Below are 17,539 nucleotides of genomic sequence, written 5' to 3'. Positions count from 1 at the left end.
CATCCATCATAAGTATGGAGTAGGACAAGGAGGACTGGACATGCTGCGAAGAAGGAACCGGAATGCTTTGCTCAAAAAGATCGGCTTCATCGCGATCATTGTATTATTGCTGTGGTTGATTGCCAGAACCATTCCGTATTTGTTTCAGGCAGATACATCGGATGAAGCTGCTGCTGTTGCCGAAGAGTTTTACAAATATGAGCAGACGGGTGACTTCGGCAGTTCATGGGAACTCTTTCATCCCCTGATGAAAGAGCGGTTTCCCAAGAGTGCTTACGTACAGAACAGAGCACATATATTTATGCAGCACTTTGGCGTGGAAACGTTTGAGTTGGAGATGGAAAAGCCGGAGCGCGAGTTCGATGTAACCGTGATCGATGGGGTTAAACCATTTTCTGAAGCCTACAGAATTCGGGTCACCCAGAAGTACTCAGGTACCTTTGGCCAATTCGATATTGTGCAGACCTGTTATCTGGTAGAGGATGGCGATGAGTGGACCTTACTCTGGTATTATCCAAATCAGAAAAATGAGGATACCTCGCATGTCGACAATAGTGATTGATCAGGCATCACATCGTGGGCATCGTTGTGAAAGAGACTGGAACTCCGATATGATGATATTAACCCATACATTGAACCGAATTGTATCATTTACCTAACATCAGGCTCCAAAAATGCGAGACTTTTGTCGCATTTTTGGAGCTTTTTTTGTGTTTTGCTTGTTTTTATGGCTGTAAAGCCTTGACATTAGTCCCGGTGTCAAGTAAATTACGAGATAGATACAAAATGTATCAATTTTCAGCGTCTAACGACAAATAACAAGGACTTCTAAGCTCCTTGTGAGGGGAAGGAATATCATTGATCGAAACGGGCCGCTTTTACTGTGTCAGTTGTGGGATGATTGTGTCGGTCGCTAGAAGCTCTGTCGAAATGAAGGAAGAGGGCAATGGAGGCAATCACGTATTTCGCACCGGATTCTACCGGAGTGAAATGCCGCTTGGATGCTGTGAAGCGTGTGTAGTTGAAGCGAAACGTCAGGGGAAATCCCAGTTTGCGGGACAATATACTAAAGATTATGATACACTATGTGCATATGAGAAACGGGCATGAGGTATGTGCTCGTCCATGAAGGAGGGGATTGAATGCAGCAGGAGCCGGTCGTCCGGATTCAGGGCGTCAGCAAAATCATATCCTCCCGATCATTGGTCAGCGACCTGACTCTGGATATTTCTCCGGGGCAGGTTTTTGGTTTTTTAGGACCTAATGGCGCGGGGAAAACAACAACGATTCGGATGATGGTTGGACTGATGTCCATCAGTAAAGGTGACATTTTGATCTCGGGACACAGTGTGAAGAATGAATTTGAGAAGGCGGTAGCCCAGGTAGGAGCTATTGTAGAAAATCCGGAAATGTACAAGTTTCTGACCGGGTACCAGAATCTCGTTCACTTTGCCCGCATGTCGCCGGGAGTCACGAAAGAACGTATTGCGGAAACGATTGAACGTGTGGGGCTTACGGCCCGTATTCACGATAAGGTCAAAACCTATTCACTGGGCATGCGCCAGCGTCTGGGTGTCGCGCAAGCGATATTACATAAACCGAAGCTGCTTGTACTGGATGAGCCGACCAATGGTTTGGACCCACAGGGTATACGGGAACTGAGAGATTATTTGCGTCAGCTCACCCAAGAGGAAGGTATTACGGTCTTTGTATCCAGTCATTTATTGTCGGAGATGGAGCTGATGTGTGATACGGTGGCCATCATCCAGAATGGCAAGTTGATTGATGTAAGAAACCTTCGGGCTGAAGCCGGTTCGGATGCATTAATCGAAGTTGCTTTTGAGCTGAATGATGCTGACCGCGCTGCGGATCTGATTCAGGGTGCTGTCGTACAGGGCAATGTCCTGGTGATGCGGGTGTCTCGTGAGCAGATTCCGGATATCAATGCCAAGCTGGTTAGCGAAGGGTTTCAGGTATACGGTATTCGTAACGTGACTCACACCCTGGAAGAACAATTCTTGCAAGTCACTGGGGGTGGAGGAATTGGGTAGTTTTGGTAATCTGATATTAAATGAGAATATGAAAATTTTCCGTCGTCCCCGTACCTGGATCATGTTATCGATTCTGGCGCTGATCTCGCTATTAATGCCAGTGTTACTGCGAGAAGGAATGGGGTCGGCTGGTGTTCCATTCTGGGAAGCGGCTGTAACAACTGTGCAAATTGTATTCTTTCTGAATACGATCTTCTGTGTTGTGATTGCAGCGGAAGCGGTAGCTGGAGAATTTACTTGGGGAACAATCAAACTGCTGCTTATTCGTCCATGGTCTCGAAGCAAAATTCTAGCTTCCAAATACCTCACCGTGATCATCTTCAGTATTTTGAGTACTCTGGTTGTCATTGTAATGGCAACAGGTATGTCCTATCTACTGTTCTCGCATGATGGTCCTTCGGGAAGTGGTAATGCTCTGACGTTATGGGGATATTTGTATGTTGATCTGTTCATTACACTTGCGATTGCCTTTATGGTGTCCTCCGTATTTCGTTCAGGTGCACTTGCGATTGGATTATCCCTGTTCATTATGTTCTCACAGAGTATCTTCTCACTCATATTCAATCCGGTCCGTTATGAATGGGCCAAGTATGTTCTGTTCAACAACATGGATCTTAGCAAATATATGACCTCCGGGGCGGATTTTGCGCTAATGGGTGGTCCGAGTGCAGGAATGACACTTGGTTTCTCCATTGCAGTCCTGGCGGTGTATTACGTTATTTTCATGGTGATTTCTTGGGTTGTATTCAGCAAAAGAGATGTGGCAGGCTAACGCCTGCTTCTTTTTTTGCTCCAATGTTTGTTTTGGAAAGAAAAAGTGTATATTCAGCATCGACTGTGGCATGACTGTCATTTAAGGGTACTTAGTATCATAAGTAAATGATTAGATATACATATGAACGCCGCAGTCACTTTGGCAGAGCAGCGCATGGAGGGATCACGTTTCTTGATAAATAACAAGTTCTACCGCATATGCACAGCGATTATTCTGCTGCTGCTCATCGTGTATTTGGGGGATAAAGTGAACTTTATTTTCAGCCCCCTGACCTCACTGATTCACATCATCATCATCCCGCTGCTGATTGCCGGTTTCTTCTATTATCTGCTGCGCCCGCTTGTCGATTATATGGAAAGGCATAAGATCAAACGTGCATTGTCAGTTCTGATTATTTATGTCGTAATTGCATTAATACTTGCAGGTTTTAGTGTGCTTGTATGGCCTTCCCTGCGTGAACAATTAATGAATTTTGTGGAGAATGCTCCAGCGTTGGTTACTTCACTCAGCGATCAGTTGAATGCACTTGAAAAGAGCAATTTTGTATCCAGATACCTGCCTGATGATTCCAATCTATTCTCACGATTATCCGATGTTCTGAGCCAAGGGATCACTCAGGCAACCAATTATGTCTCCGGGTTATTCTCCGTGGTATCCAATCTGGTTATTATTCTGGCAACGTTCCCGATCATGTTGTATTACATGCTCAAGGAAGGCAGCAAGTTTGGAACGAATCTAACCTTATTGTTGCCAAGACATTATCGGAAGGATGGGGAAGAAACCGTCCATGAGATCGATGAAGCACTAAGTAACTATATTGTTGGGCGGGTTATTGTTAATGTAGCCCTAGGGATTCTGATGTACATCGGTTTTCTAATCTTAGGTTTGCCTTACGCTTTGCTGCTGACTGTTGTATCCATTATTCTAAACTTCATCCCTTATGTGGGTGCTTTGCTGGCAGCTATTCCGGTTGTCATTGTTGCGTTTATCGAATCACCTTCGATGGCGATCTGGTCACTGGTCATCATTGTAATCGCACAGCAAATTCAGGATAATCTGATCTCACCTTACGTCTATGGCAAACAGCTCGATATTCATCCACTGACTACCGTTATCCTTTTGCTCGTGGGTGCTGACCTGGGAAATATCTTGGGTATGATCATCGTGATTCCGCTGTATATGATTCTGAAAATTATAGTTCGCAAAATCCATTATCGGATTGTCGAAGATAAGACTGAACTTTAAATGGAATCTGAAATACAACGCTGTCATGTGCCACTACTAATGTTTGTTATTGAATCACATCGATAAGCTCAACAGGATAAGCCGCATATCCATGGTGAAGGGTCAGGTAAGTTTGCCCTCGCGATGGATATGCGGCTTTATTTTTATTTTCATTTTTATTGCTCACTCATGTTATAGCTGTTATACTTGATATATAACAGATAACAAAAAGAAGGTGAACCCTTGATTATTCAATTGGATATGCAATCCGAACTTCCCATCTATTCGCAACTTGTTTATCAAATTATTGAAGGCATTGCTAGTGGTGAGTTACAGCTAGGTGAGGCGTTACCTTCGGTTCGGAATTTAGCCGCAGATATTGGTGTTAACCTTCACACCGTCAACAAGGCTTATACACTACTCAAGCAAGATGGATACATTCTGGTTCATAGGCAAAAGGGAGTCGTAGTGAACCCTGATGGAATGCCTGGTTTAACGGATGATTTTTTGAAAAAGCAGCAAAGAGAATTAAGACCGATTATTGCCGAAGCGATCTGTCGCGGAATGACCAAAGAGGAACTATCTGCGGTGTTAGACCAAATGTATGATGATGTGAAGATGGGTCACAACAAAGAATAAAGGAATCGAGGGAGTGTGTTATGTATGCAACTATTTAGTATATTACCTATCATTTTAATCTTTGCTCCATTAGCCGTATTTCTATCTTTTGCACCATATGTGACAAGGGAAACAATCAGCTTTGGGGTTACGGTAAGTGAATATAATTACTACACACCCATCTTGCGTAAGCTGCGGAGTACGTTTGCTACCGTAAGTCTGATCGGAAACGGGATGATTATACTTGTCTGTCTGTATTTACTCCCATCTGCTAATGAAAAGTCTACGGCAATGATCACCGGTGTTTGCACAGTGCTGTTTATTGTATACTGGGCAGCACTACACATCTTATTTCATTTCAAGATGAAAAAGATAAAAGGAACACTTACAACTGTAGACGCACCTCAACGGGTTAAAATCGATACCACCTTCCGTCAAAATAAACTCACCTATTCCAACTATTGGTTTCTCATTCACATTGCTATTATTGTAGCCATTGGAATCATTTCAATCCTGAATTATAAGGCACTCCCTAACGTCATTCCAATGAAATATGATCTTCAGGGCCATGTCATTTCCAGTGCGCCTAAAACCTACCTCTCGGTACTGGCTATTAATCTTGTGCAGCTAGGCATCATTGCACTTATGATGTTGGTGAACTGGAGTATCAAAACAAGCAAACAACAGCTTACCGCGTCTAATCCTGCCCAATTTGCTGCTGAAAATATTCAATTCCGCCGTAAATGGTCCCTATTTACGATCATAACGGGGTTGCTTCTTACCATTTTATTTGCCTTCATTCAGATGAATATGTTCGTCCCGAATCTCGTCTTGTTAAAAGGTATTATCTTCATTACCCCTGTGCTGATCTTGTTAGGCGCGGTAGGGCTATCTCTCACAGGCAGACAAGGCGGTGGGAAAATTCGGAACCATCAAGAGGATCGTGAACGATCCAAGGAGCAGCCTGTGAATGACGATGAACATTGGAAGCTTGGTTTTATTTACTTCAATGCCAATGATCCTTCTTTTACCGTAGAAAAGCGTTATGGAATAGGCTGGACGATTAACTTCGCTCGTCCACTATCTTGGGTCCTGTTGTTATTCATCATTGCTATTGTTGTTATAAGCAGAGTTCTGAGCCAATAAATGCTCATAGATCTATGCATAACATAAAAACTGATTAGGAGGAGTTATTACAATGAACAATTGGAAAAAGCTATTACTTTCTCTTACTTTCGTAGGTCTCATTCTTCCGGTGACATCCATCTCAGAAGCTGCTGAAAAATCCGCTGGTAGTGAAAATCTTGTTCCTGTTCGTGAGATTGCAGAAAAGAATGGGGCAGAGGTATCTTGGCAACAAAAGACAGGAGAAATCACAATACGAAAAAGTGAGCTTACTATTGTAGTTAAGGTAGGAGAGAAACAGGCGATGGTGAATGGGCAAGCCATATCCTTAGACAATCCTGTTCAGTTAACGAAAGGAGTTACCTATATGGATGGGACATTTCTTACCGAGACGCTGAAGGCAGAACCTAAGGATATATTCATTTCCCTTATTAGTGAGGGCGATGGCAAGGAGGCAGCCAAGTATGTTCATACCTCTGTGAGTGGAGTGTTGTCACCCACGTTGTTGAGCCAGCTGTGGGGAGCTTTAGAAGGACAAAATGGCAAAATTACAAGTGAAGCCATAGCTAAGCATGTAGAAAATAATACAGTGCATCGCAATGTTACCTATACGTTCAAAACAGAGCTAACTCGTATAAATATTACGGTCAGAATGAATCATAACGGACTTGTGGATGATTTGCATATTGCCGCCGCTACGCCAGATGTGTATCAAAAACCAAGCTACGACGACCCATCTGCCTATACAGAACAAAACATTACGGTTGGTCAGGGTGATTTAGCTTTGCCAGGGACATTAACTTTGCCCAAGGGAGAGGGACCTTTCCCGGTTGTCGTTCTGGTACACGGATCCGGGCCTAACAATCAAGATGCTGCCATTGGTGGTGCAAAGCCGTTTCGCGATCTTGCGGTAGGTTTGGCTTCACAAGGAGTTGCTGTATTAAGATACGATAAGGTCACGTATGAGCATACCTATAAGGTGGCTTCACAGCCTAAATTCACATTAAAACAAGAGAGCGTAGATCAGGTAAACGATGCAGTGGAATTGCTTAAAAAGAATGCACATATTGATTCTACAGCGATTTTTGTAGCTGGACATAGTCAAGGCGGGTTTGCAATGCCGTTAATTATTGCTGAGGATAAACAACATGATATTGCAGGAAGTATTCTGCTTGCTGCACCAAGTAGTAGCTTTGCGGATGTGCTTACCGAGCAGCAGGACGAATTGGTCGAGCGGATGAAGCAGCTTGGTTTAGACACGGATGTCATTCAAGGGCAAGCTGATTTTTATAAAAATGTGGCTGCGATGGTTAAAGATCCAAAATATTCTGTAGATCATCTTCCTGAGGCGTTTCCACTTCAACCTGCTTATTGGTGGTTTGAGCAGAGAGATTATGTACCTGCGGAACTGGCTAAAACACAAAATACACCTATGCTTGTTATACAAGGCGAAAACGATGTGCAAGTGTCTATGAATCAATTCCAAACCTGGAAATCGTCTCTTCAAGGTCATTCCAATGTAACGTACAATAGCTATCCAAAGGTAAATCATCTGTTATCCAGCTATGATGGACTTTCAATCGGTCAAGAGTACGCTGAGCCATCTAATGTCTCCAAAGCCATTATCGATGATATTGCGAAGTGGGTATTAAAATCAAACTAAAACGGGAGTTCCAATCTTGGTTGAGTGATAACAATGGGAAGTGACACATGGGGCGAGATATAAAAAGAGGAGCACTTACCAATATAGGCAAGTGCTCCTCTTTTTATTTAAAATTTGCTTTATTTAGACCAATTGGACTCTTTCTCGTCTTCATCGGTATAATCAGACATGGTCAGTGGTTCCTTGGGAACAACGGCCACTTTGTAGAACCGATTCTTGTCTTTTTCCAGCAAAACAAAGATTAGATTCTCGAACTCATATTCTTCCTGTTCGTTCATCTCAGGACGATGGCTGTAGAGCCATCCACCAATGGTGTCCCACTCATCTGCATCCAGGCTGGACATAAACATGTCGTTCACCTTTGATAAGGAAACCTTACCGTCCATAATGACATAGTTCTCATTGATGACTTGAATATCTTCCACTTCGTCTGCGTCGAACTCGTCGCGGATCTCACCAACAATCTGCTCAAGCACATCCTCAATGGTTACAATTCCGGAAGTTCCTCCATATTCGTCGACAAGTACGGCGATATGTACGCCATCCTTCTGCATTTTCTTGAGCAAGTCCTTCACAGGAGTTGTTTCGTGAACAGCCGATACAGGCTGAATCAGGGAGGATAGATCAACAGGTTCATCGTTTCCGTAAAGTTCCAGGAAGAATTGTTTCGTATTAATGATACCGATGATATCGTCTTTACTCTCATTCACTACTGGAAAACGTGTATATTGTTCTTCACGAATGATCTCCAGGTTTTCCTCGTTTGTTCTATTCACATAAAGGCAGACCATATCGGTCCGGGGTACCATAATTTCTTTGGCTAACATCTCATCAAAAGCAAAGATCCGGCTTACATAACCGAATTCAGCTTGGTTGATTTTACCACTTTCAAAGCTTTCATTAATAATGATCTGCAACTCTTCTTCGGAGTGTGCATCTTCATGTTCAGAAGCAGGTTTGATTCCGAACAGTTTCACCAGTTGGTTCGCTGAGCCGTTTAACAGCCAGATAAAAGGATACATAATTCGGTTAAACCAGATGATAGGTGTAGACGTCAGCAGTGCAACAGTCTCGGCTTTCCGGATTGCAATCGTTTTTGGAGCGAGTTCACCAACCACAACATGCAGATACGTGATGGAAGCAAACGCGATTACAAACGATAAGAATGAAGAAACCGCCTCAGGAATTTGCATGCTTTCGAACACAGGGTGGAGAATTTTCTCTACCGTTGGTTCACCCAGCCAGCCCAGTCCCAGAGATGTGATCGTGATTCCAAGCTGGCAGGCGGACAAATAGCCATCCAGATTGGCAACGGCTTGTTTAACAGCCAGCGCACGCTTGTTTCCTTCTGCAATCATTTGGTCGATCCGGCTCGGTCTAACCCGTACCAGAGCGAATTCCACTGCGACAAAAAACGCCGAAAGTCCTATCAAAATCGCAACCAATACTAAATTTAACGCATACCTCTCACTGTCCATTCACTACTGTTCTCCTTTAAGTAATAAGTTTTTAACGATTATTATATCTAATTTTACGTAAGAAGACCACCTCCAGACAAAGAAATGAGGAAGAGTCTGGAAGGTGGAGTGAGCAGATTGGCGACACAATGCGAATCTGTTCCATCATTAAACTGATATGTAGAAGGTAACACAGTCAGAATATACAATGAACAAAGTAGAAATTTGAATTTCCAGAATGAAGTATTCCGTCTGCTTATGTAAAGTTTTATCTAAGCAAACGTTACGAATAGGGGGTACATTGGGTATCTATGATTAGCTGTATACAGAATCGTCAAAGCTGTGTAGGTGAGAGAAGGGCAAGGTCATGAAGCTTGCCACTTGAGGAGGAAGCCGAATGTTCTGGCTGGTCATGATATTACTCGTATTTATTTTCCAGGCAGCCACAATTCTTTTGTTGGAATTTCGTAATCCGGCTAAAGCTGTGGCTTGGCTGTTTATTTTGTTCTGTGTGCCTTTGATCGGTTTTGTAGTGTACTATTTCGTGGCGCAGGATTATAACAAACGAAAAAAACTCCGCAAGGGTGGATCGCGCATCTTCCGTGAAATGAAGGAAACGATCTGGGAACAAGCCCACATCATTGGAGATGTCGAACAGATGCCTGGCGATCGTTTCAGTCACCAGCATCGATTGTTTAACCTGTTATCCCATCTGTCGGAGAGCCCGATTACAGGTTGTAACCACAGTACGGTGCTCACAAATGGTGAAGAGGCGTTTGCGGCAATGCTGAGGGAAATGGAAAAAGCAAAGCACCATCTGCATGTGGAATTTTACATTTTCCGTGATGATGTCATCAGTACGAAGTTTCAGGATGTCATGATTCGCAAGGCACAGGAGGGCGTGAAGGTTCGGTTTATTTGTGACGGTCTCGGCAGTCACAAGATGAGCTGGAGTTTTATCCGCAAACTGCAGGATGCAGGTGTGGAGTTTCATTATTTTCTACCGCCACTGATTGCCACGATTGACCGAAGAGTCAACTACCGGAATCACCGTAAAATAGTCGTTGTGGATGGACAGGTTGGCTTCGTGGGTGGCATTAATGTAGGCGATGATTACCTTGGACAATATCCAGAGGTGGGTTTCTGGCGGGATACACATGTACAGATTGAGGGAGATGCCGTATATTTCCTGCAAAGTACGTTCCTGAACGACTGGAAATTGGCTTCCGGTGAGCGAATTACCGAACCCCAGCTTGCGGAATTATTTCCACCCCACATCTGTAGCGGGGGAGAACGAATTCAGATTCTGGCCAGTGGGCCGGATCAGGACTGGGATGCCATTCAGGAAATGTGTTTTGGGGCCATTTCGGTAGCTTGTGACCGGATTTACATTACCACACCTTATTTTATTCCTGATCCTGCCCTGTATGAGGCACTCAAAACAGCTGCTGTCAGTGGCGTTGATGTGAAAATTATCATTCCGTATCAATCTGATTCAAAGCTTGTTCATTTGGCATCCCTTTCATATGTAGAGGAACTTCTGCGAGCAGGTGTTGAGTTCTTCCAATATCGCAAAGGTTTTGTACATGCCAAAGTGATGATTGTGGATGAGTTGCTTGCAACGGTAGGCACGGCCAATATGGATATGCGCAGTTTTTTTTGCAATTTTGAGTTAACGGCGGTCCTGTTCGAGTCCTCTCCGATTCGTCGTTTGATCACTGACTTTGAACGTGATCTCGGGGAATGCAGTCAGATCGATGGGGAGGTATTTCAGAAGCGTTCACGACGGCAAAAAGGCGCAGAAATGCTTTCTCGGATGCTTTCTCCGCTTCTTTAGCCGATTTAGGGCAGATTTCTGAAGATAAGTTCACTTTTTGTGAATTTATCTTCTTTTTGCTAAGTATTTTGCGCAAATTTGATCTTTTATGATATAATAGATATATAAATCATGTCTTGGCGAAGGAGGGGAGTCTGCGGGAAAACAGGCTCCCTTTTGCTCTCTTTTGAAAGTGCAAACCGGGATGAATAACATTTTGAATCCATTTTATATCGCTTTTAGATGCTTGCGCTGTATAGCCAGGGTACATATAGAACGCACTTTGCTGTTCTTCATATGTAGATTCACCCTGAGTATTTAAATGATTTATAAAATGGATTCACACACTGATTTAACGGGGGGGATACCATGTCCAATGTAACGGTGAAAGAACTAACAGCCAAGCAAGCTGACCGCGGGGTCAAAAGCTCGGTGTTTACATTAAAGCTGCTGCAACGTATTGTGATGATTCTGATCGGTGCTGCACTAATGGCTGTATCGCTTGAAGTGTTTCTCGTACCGAATGGTGTTATTGATGGTGGGATTACGGGGATTTCAATTATGGTGTCAGAACTTACAAATTTGCCACTCGGAGTATTCCTGACCTTGCTCAACTTGCCTTTCCTGATTCTTGGTTACAAGCAGATTGGTAAAACATTTGCGTTATCCACGCTGCTGGGGATTGTGGTCATGTCCATCGGGACATCATTATTGCACCATGTTCCTGCATTAACACCAGGGGAGCCTTTGCTCGGAGCTGTATTTGGCGGATTGATCCTGGGTGTGGGTGTTGGACTTGTCATTCGGTCTGGCGGTTCACTGGATGGTACGGAGATTGTGGCCATCTTGCTTAGTGAGAAGTCACCTTTGTCTGTAGGACAGATCGTATTGTTCATTAACGTGTTTATTTTCGCAGGTGCAGGATTTGTATTCGGCTGGCCGAATGCCCTGTATTCCATGATTGCATATTATATTGCGATGAAGATGATTGATATTGTGAATGAAGGACTTGACCAGTCCAAATCGGTATGGATCATTAGTGAGAAATATCGTGATATCGGTTCAGCCTTGACAGACCGTCTTGGTCGTGGTGTAACTTTCCTGGATGGAGAGGGCGGATTCAGCGGGGACGAGAAAAAGATCATTTTTGTCGTGATCACCCGTTTGGAAGAAGCGAAGCTGAAGACCATCGTTGAAGATTGGGACCCGCAAGCCTTTGTGGCTATCGGTAACATTCATGACGTGAAGGGCGGACGTTTCAAGAAAAAAGGTATCCATTAGCGAATTATATACGCATGAATGATAATAGCCGACACCCTTGTGATGAGGGAGTCGGCTATTTTTTCTTCAAATGTTTGAGAATGAGCTCTACCGGTTGGGGTTCAACAGCTGCGATTAAATCACCGGTTTGGTTCAAGCGTTCAATAATGTTCATCAGATGGTAATCCTGGATGGAGACGTTACTTCTAACCTCTTCCCAGGTAAGAGGTGTAGAGACAGTGGCCCCTGCCTTGGCACGTGGTGTATAGGGAGCGGCAAGGGTTTTACCTCCATAATGTTGGAGATAGTCAAAATAAATGCGGTCTCCACGATCCTTTTTAAGTCGTTCCAGTGTGAATAGATCCGGGTGCTTTTGAGTGACATATTTGCCTACAAAATAACCAACCTCTCTCAATTCATCAAAGGTTACCCCTTGCACAATGGGAACGATGATCTGAACTCCTGTTGCGCCCGAAGTTTTGGGAATGGACCTCAGACCAAGGGAAGTCAGGGTTTCGCCAACGATGAGTGCAGCTTGCATGATCCGCGGCTCATGTTCCTGAGAGGGGTCCAGATCAATCATCCATTCACTGGGCAGATGGCTTCCCACAGTATGCAGAGAAGGATGAAATTCAAGTGCAGCCAGATTGCCAAGCCATAACAATTCGGGAAGTCCATTCATGACCACGTAGCGGATGCCGTCGTGAACTTCAGTGTGTACATAATCTGGTACAGGCTCAGGAGCATTCTTTTGATAGAAAAATGTTCCTCCGGCGCCATGGGGATATCTTATCGTGGTGAGAAGTCGATTGCTCGTATACGTGAGCAGATAAGGAGCCAGAGCGGCCAGCTTTTGCAGATAGATGGCTTTGGTAACACCTGCTTCCGGCCATAACAGCTTGTCCGGGTTCGTTACCGTCAGTTCTGTGCCTTCTATTATGATGGTTCCCTGGATCTTGGGGGCCATATGGAACACCTCCTATATGCTTAATGATTATTGAAACATGGGCCGAAACACGAGTGCAGCGAACTCTTCATCATGGAAGAAGCTGGTTCGCCAGGCAATCCTCGCGGGTTACATCCGCGAAGGTTTGAATACTGGGATGGCGTAGAGTGTTATGGTGAGTCAGCTCCATATATTGCACTTTGACTCCTATTTGCGGTTCCACCCAGGTGGTCTCTGCACTGCGCTCGGGTACATTATGGAACGGTCTGTCCTGCCTGATCAGAGGCTCGACTTGATGTGTGAGTTCCCGCCACGTATTGGAGTTCAATTTGCCAGTCCCGACATGACCAATATAGACAAAATCAGGCCCATCATATACACCAACCGCGACGGCATTTACAATACCGCTCCGGTACGTGACTCCCCCGATCATGGCATATACATCATGCATGATTTTGACCTTCTGCCAGCGCTGGTCCTTGCCCTGTATGCCATAACTGCTGGTGAGATCCTTGCAGACGATGCCTTCCATCTGATGTTGTCTCATGACCGTAAGCAGGGAAGCGGCATCAAGTGTATTGGTGACCTCCTGAACATGGGGAGCGGTGTTAAGGACCTCGTGCAACAGGCGCTGTCGATCTGCCAAAGGCTGATCCGTCACCCATTTCCCCTCATAAAACAGGATATCAAATACCATATATGTGACTGGAATCTGATGTAGGGCTTGGGCGATACCTTCGGGTCTGCTCATCCGATCCCGCCGCAGAACGTGATAAAACGAAGGTTTTCCGGTGTCTGGGTCCAGCGCAATAACTTCTCCATCCAAGATATAAGAGGAGCCTGAACATAAATTGCGTGGTGTTACCAGCTCGGGATACTGTGCGGTTCGATCATGTAATCTGCGATTCACCAGGCGCAGCTCATGCCCGTCCTCATAGGCAAGCATGCGGACTCCATCCCACTTGACCTGGGCAATCCATTGCGGACCTGTGGGCAAAGTATCTCTGGAGATAGGTTCGAACGGAATCAACGGTTTGAACATGGGGAACTCCTCTCTCGTACACCAATTAGCGCAGGTTAATTCGGAATTTTACTATATTTTTTGAAGCGGGACTTCATATGATGCACCAGAATTAGAAGTAACGGAAGTGCTATGCCACAGGTCAGATCCCAATCAATCCAATAGGGAATAACAACCTTGAGATAAAAGTTCTCGTTCGGAGAGATTAGAATAGACATGGCGAGAATAAGCATGGCACCCGGCAGGATCAGAGAACGGTGACTGGACAAGCGAAACAGGTGAGCGACGCCCAGGACAAAACCATAGAAGAACAGAGCGGCTTTGAAGAAAACAGCGATAATCCAGACCGATGCTATGAAGGCTTCGATGCGTTGCATAAAGTTTCCGATATTGATCTTCTGTGAAAGGATGAATGAAGCGAACCAGTGATGCTGGGTCATCCATGGTCCCATAACGAGCAGACACATACTGAGCGTCAGTGTGAGTAACAATCCGCCAATCATCCCTGCTAACAGGATGTCCTTCTCCAGATGGGGCTCTTTTTTTGTGTAGGGAAAAAGCATCATGAAGATGCATAGTTCACAGTAGGGATATGTGAGTACAGCAACAAAACCTTTGAATGGATCAAGAAATCCTTGTGCAAGCACAGGTTGGATGTTGGCCAAATGTACATGAGGGATTAGACATACCGTCAGAATAAGCAGAAACAACACGATCAGCGGAAGAAAGACCTCAGCAGTTTTACCAATGCTCTCCAGACCCGATAGAAGCCCCCAGACAAGCGCACACATAAAAACCATATGCAGAATCAGTAATGGAGATTCCGGCAAGATCTGGGTAGACATAAAATCGCCAATCTCCCTAATGAACGTTGAGGTACTGATCAGGAAATAAAAGAGATAAAAAGAGCCAAACAAGGTCCCGATCCAGGGTCCCAGTGTTCGAAGGGCATTTTGAATCAGATTTAACCGGGGATGCAGTTTGTAGGCAACAAGCATAATGAAGAGTATGCCAAGGCCCCCTGCGACTCCCAACAAGGCTGATAACCAGGCATCCTGATGAGCGTAGGATGTGATCATGGAAGGGAAGACCAGAATCTGCTCTCCAATTGTGCACAGGAACATGAGTGAAGCGAGCTGTCTAACAGTCAAACGTCCCTTTTCGATCATGAGGTATCTCCTTAACATATCTTGTCTCTGTATTGGTTAGAATGCACCAATTGTGCCAGTTTTATAAAAGCCAACTCAAAAAGCCCGTGCAGCCGATCTCTCTGAGATGTAGAGAAATCAGTTACCCGGGCTTAATAAAATGAGGTTAAGCAAACATATTGTAACGCCTAAACAAAATTCAGTTCGCAGTTGTCAGACGGATACGAATATTTTGTGGGTCTACCGTAAACCAGGTACCTTCCACTTGTGTAACGACTGTACCGGATTGACGCAATTGTTCAAGTGCCTGATCCAATTGTTCCTTTGTGGCGTACACAATGGTGAAGTAGTCAATTCCTGTAGCGTTATCTGGATTGACAGGTGCATTCACTCCTGCCCAGATATTAAGTCCCAGATGATGATGATAGCCGCCTGCGGATACAAATAGTGCTGACATGTTCGCAAAGTTACCCACGATATCAAAACCGAGTATGCCGGCGTAATAGTTGCGGGCTTCTTCCAGGCTGCGGACGTGGAAATGTACATGACCAATAACGGTGCCAGCAGGCAGACCCTGCCAAGGTTCATTCTCCGATATGGCAAACAAGCTTTCCACATCAACAGGATCACTTGCCATCACGTAGTTATTGTCGCTATCCCGTTTCCAGGTATCACGTGCACGGTCAGCATAGATCTCAATCCCGTTCTGATCGGGATCGGAGATATAGAAGGCTTCGCTGACCAAGTGATCGCCTTGGCCGATATCGATACCGGATGCAGCCAGATTACGAAGAGCAAGACCCAGGGACTTACGGTCGGGCAGCAGGATGGCGAAATGATACAAGCCAGCGTGTGAGCGTTCCGGCAGGGTAATTCCATCCGTGAGCTCTTCCAATCGCAGCAGGGACTGTTTTCCGTCTGCTGTCAACGTAGCCACTTTGCCACTACGCTCCAGTAATTTCAATCCAACCACATCGGTATAGAACTTAATAGAACGCTCTAGGTTCATAATTCGGAGACTCACTTCACCCAGATGGGTTGTGGCAGGGATTTGATACGTTGTATTCATGATTGTTTCCTCCTGATCATAGATAATATGGGTTCTCGTTTGATTGTGTATATGCGTTGAAAACGGATTATTTAATTGCATACTGTTAAAGCAGAATTACAGCGTGACTGTATATTCATAAATAAGTTACTTTTCATAAGTTAATATAAAATATAAATCAGCTTTCGTCAATCGTATTTTACGATTATAGCTGGAGTTTTACTGACAAGAACTGTTTCCATAGTTCTGTAAAACAAAAAAATCCGACTGTGAAGCCGGATCGGAGTAAACCTCATTACATGAGTTATATAACGGAATCGGTCTTGCCTTAGCGACATTCAAACTTTTGGTTTGGGTGTCGCCTTTTTTCTTTTGGCTGGTGCAGCAGGTGTATCGGATTCTCCTCCGGCAACCGCTTGAGCAGGCGTTTTTCGCGGTGCACGTTTCTTAGGCTTGGCCGTTGTAGTCCCAGGGTCAGCCGGAATAGGCTTCACGGCCTCGATACTTGCCTGCAAGGCAGCCATCAAATCCATCACATTGGCTTCAGGTTTGGCTGGAGCAATCTTGATTTCTTCACCCGCCACTTTGTGCTGAATGAGATCCAGCAGTTTGCTGCGGTAGTCATCGGTGTATTTACCGGGTTCAAAAGGCGTGGACAATTGGTCAATCAGAAGCTTTGCCATCGTGAGTTCCTTCTCATTCACGTTCTGTAATTCCGGCAAGTTGGGCACCTGGGAGACAGGACGAATCTCGTCCGGGTAGAAAATTGTCTCCATGGAGAGGCAATCTTCCAGCACACGTATGGCAGCCAGACTGCTCTTCGAGCGAATGGAGATTTTGGCGATGCCAATTTTGCCGGTATCCCGCATCGCGTTCATCAAGAGCTGGTAGGCATTTCCGCCAGCCTGATCGGGCGATAGGTAATATGTTTTCTGAAAATAGATCGGATCAATCTCAGTCAAGTCGACAAAATCCAGTATGGTAATGGTTTTACTGGTGGAATCATTTAACGCTTCCAATTCATCTTTCTCGAAGAGTACAAACTTTCCTTTTTCATATTCATAGCCTTTGGTAATCTCTTCCCACTTGACGTCCACTTCACAGGATGGACATTGACGAACATAAGCGAGCGGGCTGCCGCAGACTTTATGGATATAGCGCATGGAGATGTCTTTGTCTTCGGTAGCCGAGAACATTTTGACAGGGACATGCACAAGGCCAAAACTGATTGCACCTTTCCAGACGGTATGCATAGATCGGCTCCTTTCAAAAGGTTGTTCAAAAATTCCGCTTTCTCGGTATTGAAAACCGGACTTTTTGAACACGGATGTATATTCAATAGTATGGGCATCTGGTGCGAGGGATAATCGTCTTATGGACGAACGAA

At 44.7% G+C, this 17,539-nt stretch carries 16 protein-coding genes; 10 read left to right on the top strand and 6 right to left on the bottom strand.

Annotation, left to right across the window (positions count from 1 at the left end; all coding sequences use genetic code 11):
• Nucleotides 1–40 precede the first annotated feature (40 nt).
• The 8 genes from MHI14_RS24510 (at nt 41) to MHI14_RS24475 (ending at nt 7,456) form a co-directional block, all read left to right on the top strand.
• Entirely contained in the window at nt 41–562 is a 522-nt protein-coding gene (locus MHI14_RS24510; RefSeq protein WP_249911540.1) for a hypothetical protein, read from the top strand.
• Between the two features lie 296 nt (nt 563–858).
• Nucleotides 859–1,110 carry a hypothetical protein gene (locus tag MHI14_RS24505; RefSeq protein WP_143023589.1) on the top strand — a complete coding sequence of 84 codons (252 nt, stop codon included), beginning with the start codon at nt 859–861 and terminating at the stop codon, nt 1,108–1,110.
• A 32-nt stretch (nt 1,111–1,142) separates the two neighbouring features.
• Entirely contained in the window at nt 1,143–2,051 is a 909-nt protein-coding gene (locus tag MHI14_RS24500; protein ID WP_237176584.1) for an ABC transporter ATP-binding protein, read from the top strand.
• A complete protein-coding gene (locus tag MHI14_RS24495; RefSeq protein ID WP_341131419.1) occupies nt 2,044–2,823 on the top strand; it encodes an ABC transporter permease in 780 nt (259 codons plus the stop codon). Before MHI14_RS24500 ends, MHI14_RS24495 begins: the two co-directional genes overlap by 8 nt.
• Nucleotides 2,824–2,997: 174 nt before the next feature.
• Nucleotides 2,998–4,071, top strand: a complete 1,074-nt coding sequence (locus MHI14_RS24490) for an AI-2E family transporter (RefSeq protein WP_249911539.1) — start codon at nt 2,998–3,000, stop codon at nt 4,069–4,071.
• A 222-nt stretch (nt 4,072–4,293) separates the two neighbouring features.
• On the top strand, nt 4,294–4,689 hold the full coding sequence (locus MHI14_RS24485) for a GntR family transcriptional regulator (RefSeq protein WP_036611299.1): 396 nt from the start codon (nt 4,294–4,296) through the stop codon (nt 4,687–4,689).
• A 24-nt stretch (nt 4,690–4,713) separates the two neighbouring features.
• On the top strand, nt 4,714–5,814 hold the full coding sequence (locus MHI14_RS24480; RefSeq protein WP_133386726.1) for a DUF1648 domain-containing protein: 1,101 nt from the start codon (nt 4,714–4,716) through the stop codon (nt 5,812–5,814).
• A 52-nt stretch (nt 5,815–5,866) separates the two neighbouring features.
• On the top strand, nt 5,867–7,456 hold the full coding sequence (locus MHI14_RS24475) for an alpha/beta hydrolase family protein (RefSeq protein ID WP_341131418.1): 1,590 nt from the start codon (nt 5,867–5,869) through the stop codon (nt 7,454–7,456).
• 119 nt (nt 7,457–7,575) lie between these two features.
• Here the strand turns inward: MHI14_RS24475 and MHI14_RS24470 are convergent, their stop codons facing one another.
• Entirely contained in the window at nt 7,576–8,934 is a 1,359-nt protein-coding gene (locus MHI14_RS24470; protein WP_091033797.1) for a hemolysin family protein, read from the bottom strand.
• A gap of 376 nt (nt 8,935–9,310) precedes the next feature.
• Between MHI14_RS24470 and cls the strand changes: the two genes are divergently transcribed.
• Together cls and MHI14_RS24460 are read left to right on the top strand one after the other, a co-directional pair.
• Nucleotides 9,311–10,750, top strand: coding sequence for a cardiolipin synthase (gene cls / locus MHI14_RS24465; protein ID WP_341131417.1), 1,440 nt, complete (start codon nt 9,311–9,313; stop codon nt 10,748–10,750).
• A 348-nt stretch (nt 10,751–11,098) separates the two neighbouring features.
• On the top strand, nt 11,099–12,010 hold the full coding sequence (locus tag MHI14_RS24460) for a YitT family protein (RefSeq protein ID WP_036611290.1): 912 nt from the start codon (nt 11,099–11,101) through the stop codon (nt 12,008–12,010).
• A gap of 55 nt (nt 12,011–12,065) precedes the next feature.
• On the opposite strand, the gene ligD is transcribed toward MHI14_RS24460, so the two are convergent.
• From ligD to ku, 5 genes are all read right to left on the bottom strand, one after another.
• Nucleotides 12,066–12,956 (bottom strand): non-homologous end-joining DNA ligase, encoded by an 891-nt coding sequence (gene ligD, locus MHI14_RS24455; protein ID WP_341131416.1) that lies wholly within the window; start codon nt 12,954–12,956, stop codon nt 12,066–12,068.
• Nucleotides 12,957–13,026: 70 nt separating this feature from the next.
• Entirely contained in the window at nt 13,027–13,977 is a 951-nt protein-coding gene (locus MHI14_RS24450; protein WP_341131415.1) for an ATP-dependent DNA ligase, read from the bottom strand.
• A gap of 35 nt (nt 13,978–14,012) precedes the next feature.
• Nucleotides 14,013–15,125, bottom strand: a complete 1,113-nt coding sequence (locus MHI14_RS24445) for a GerAB/ArcD/ProY family transporter (protein WP_289391492.1) — start codon at nt 15,123–15,125, stop codon at nt 14,013–14,015.
• Between the two features lie 178 nt (nt 15,126–15,303).
• The gene (locus tag MHI14_RS24440) at nt 15,304–16,173 is read right to left on the bottom strand and encodes a VOC family protein (protein WP_341131414.1); all 870 of its coding nucleotides are present in this window, start codon (nt 16,171–16,173) and stop codon (nt 15,304–15,306) included.
• Between the two features lie 317 nt (nt 16,174–16,490).
• A complete protein-coding gene (ku, locus tag MHI14_RS24435; RefSeq protein ID WP_341131413.1) occupies nt 16,491–17,405 on the bottom strand; it encodes a non-homologous end joining protein Ku in 915 nt (304 codons plus the stop codon).
• Nucleotides 17,406–17,539 lie beyond the last annotated feature (134 nt).

Source organism: Paenibacillus sp. FSL K6-2393 (assembly GCF_038002545.1).
GTDB lineage: Bacteria > Bacillota > Bacilli > Paenibacillales > Paenibacillaceae > Paenibacillus.
The sequence above is the reverse complement of the archived record's forward strand: the minus strand, read 5'-3'. Positions and strand labels throughout refer to the sequence as shown.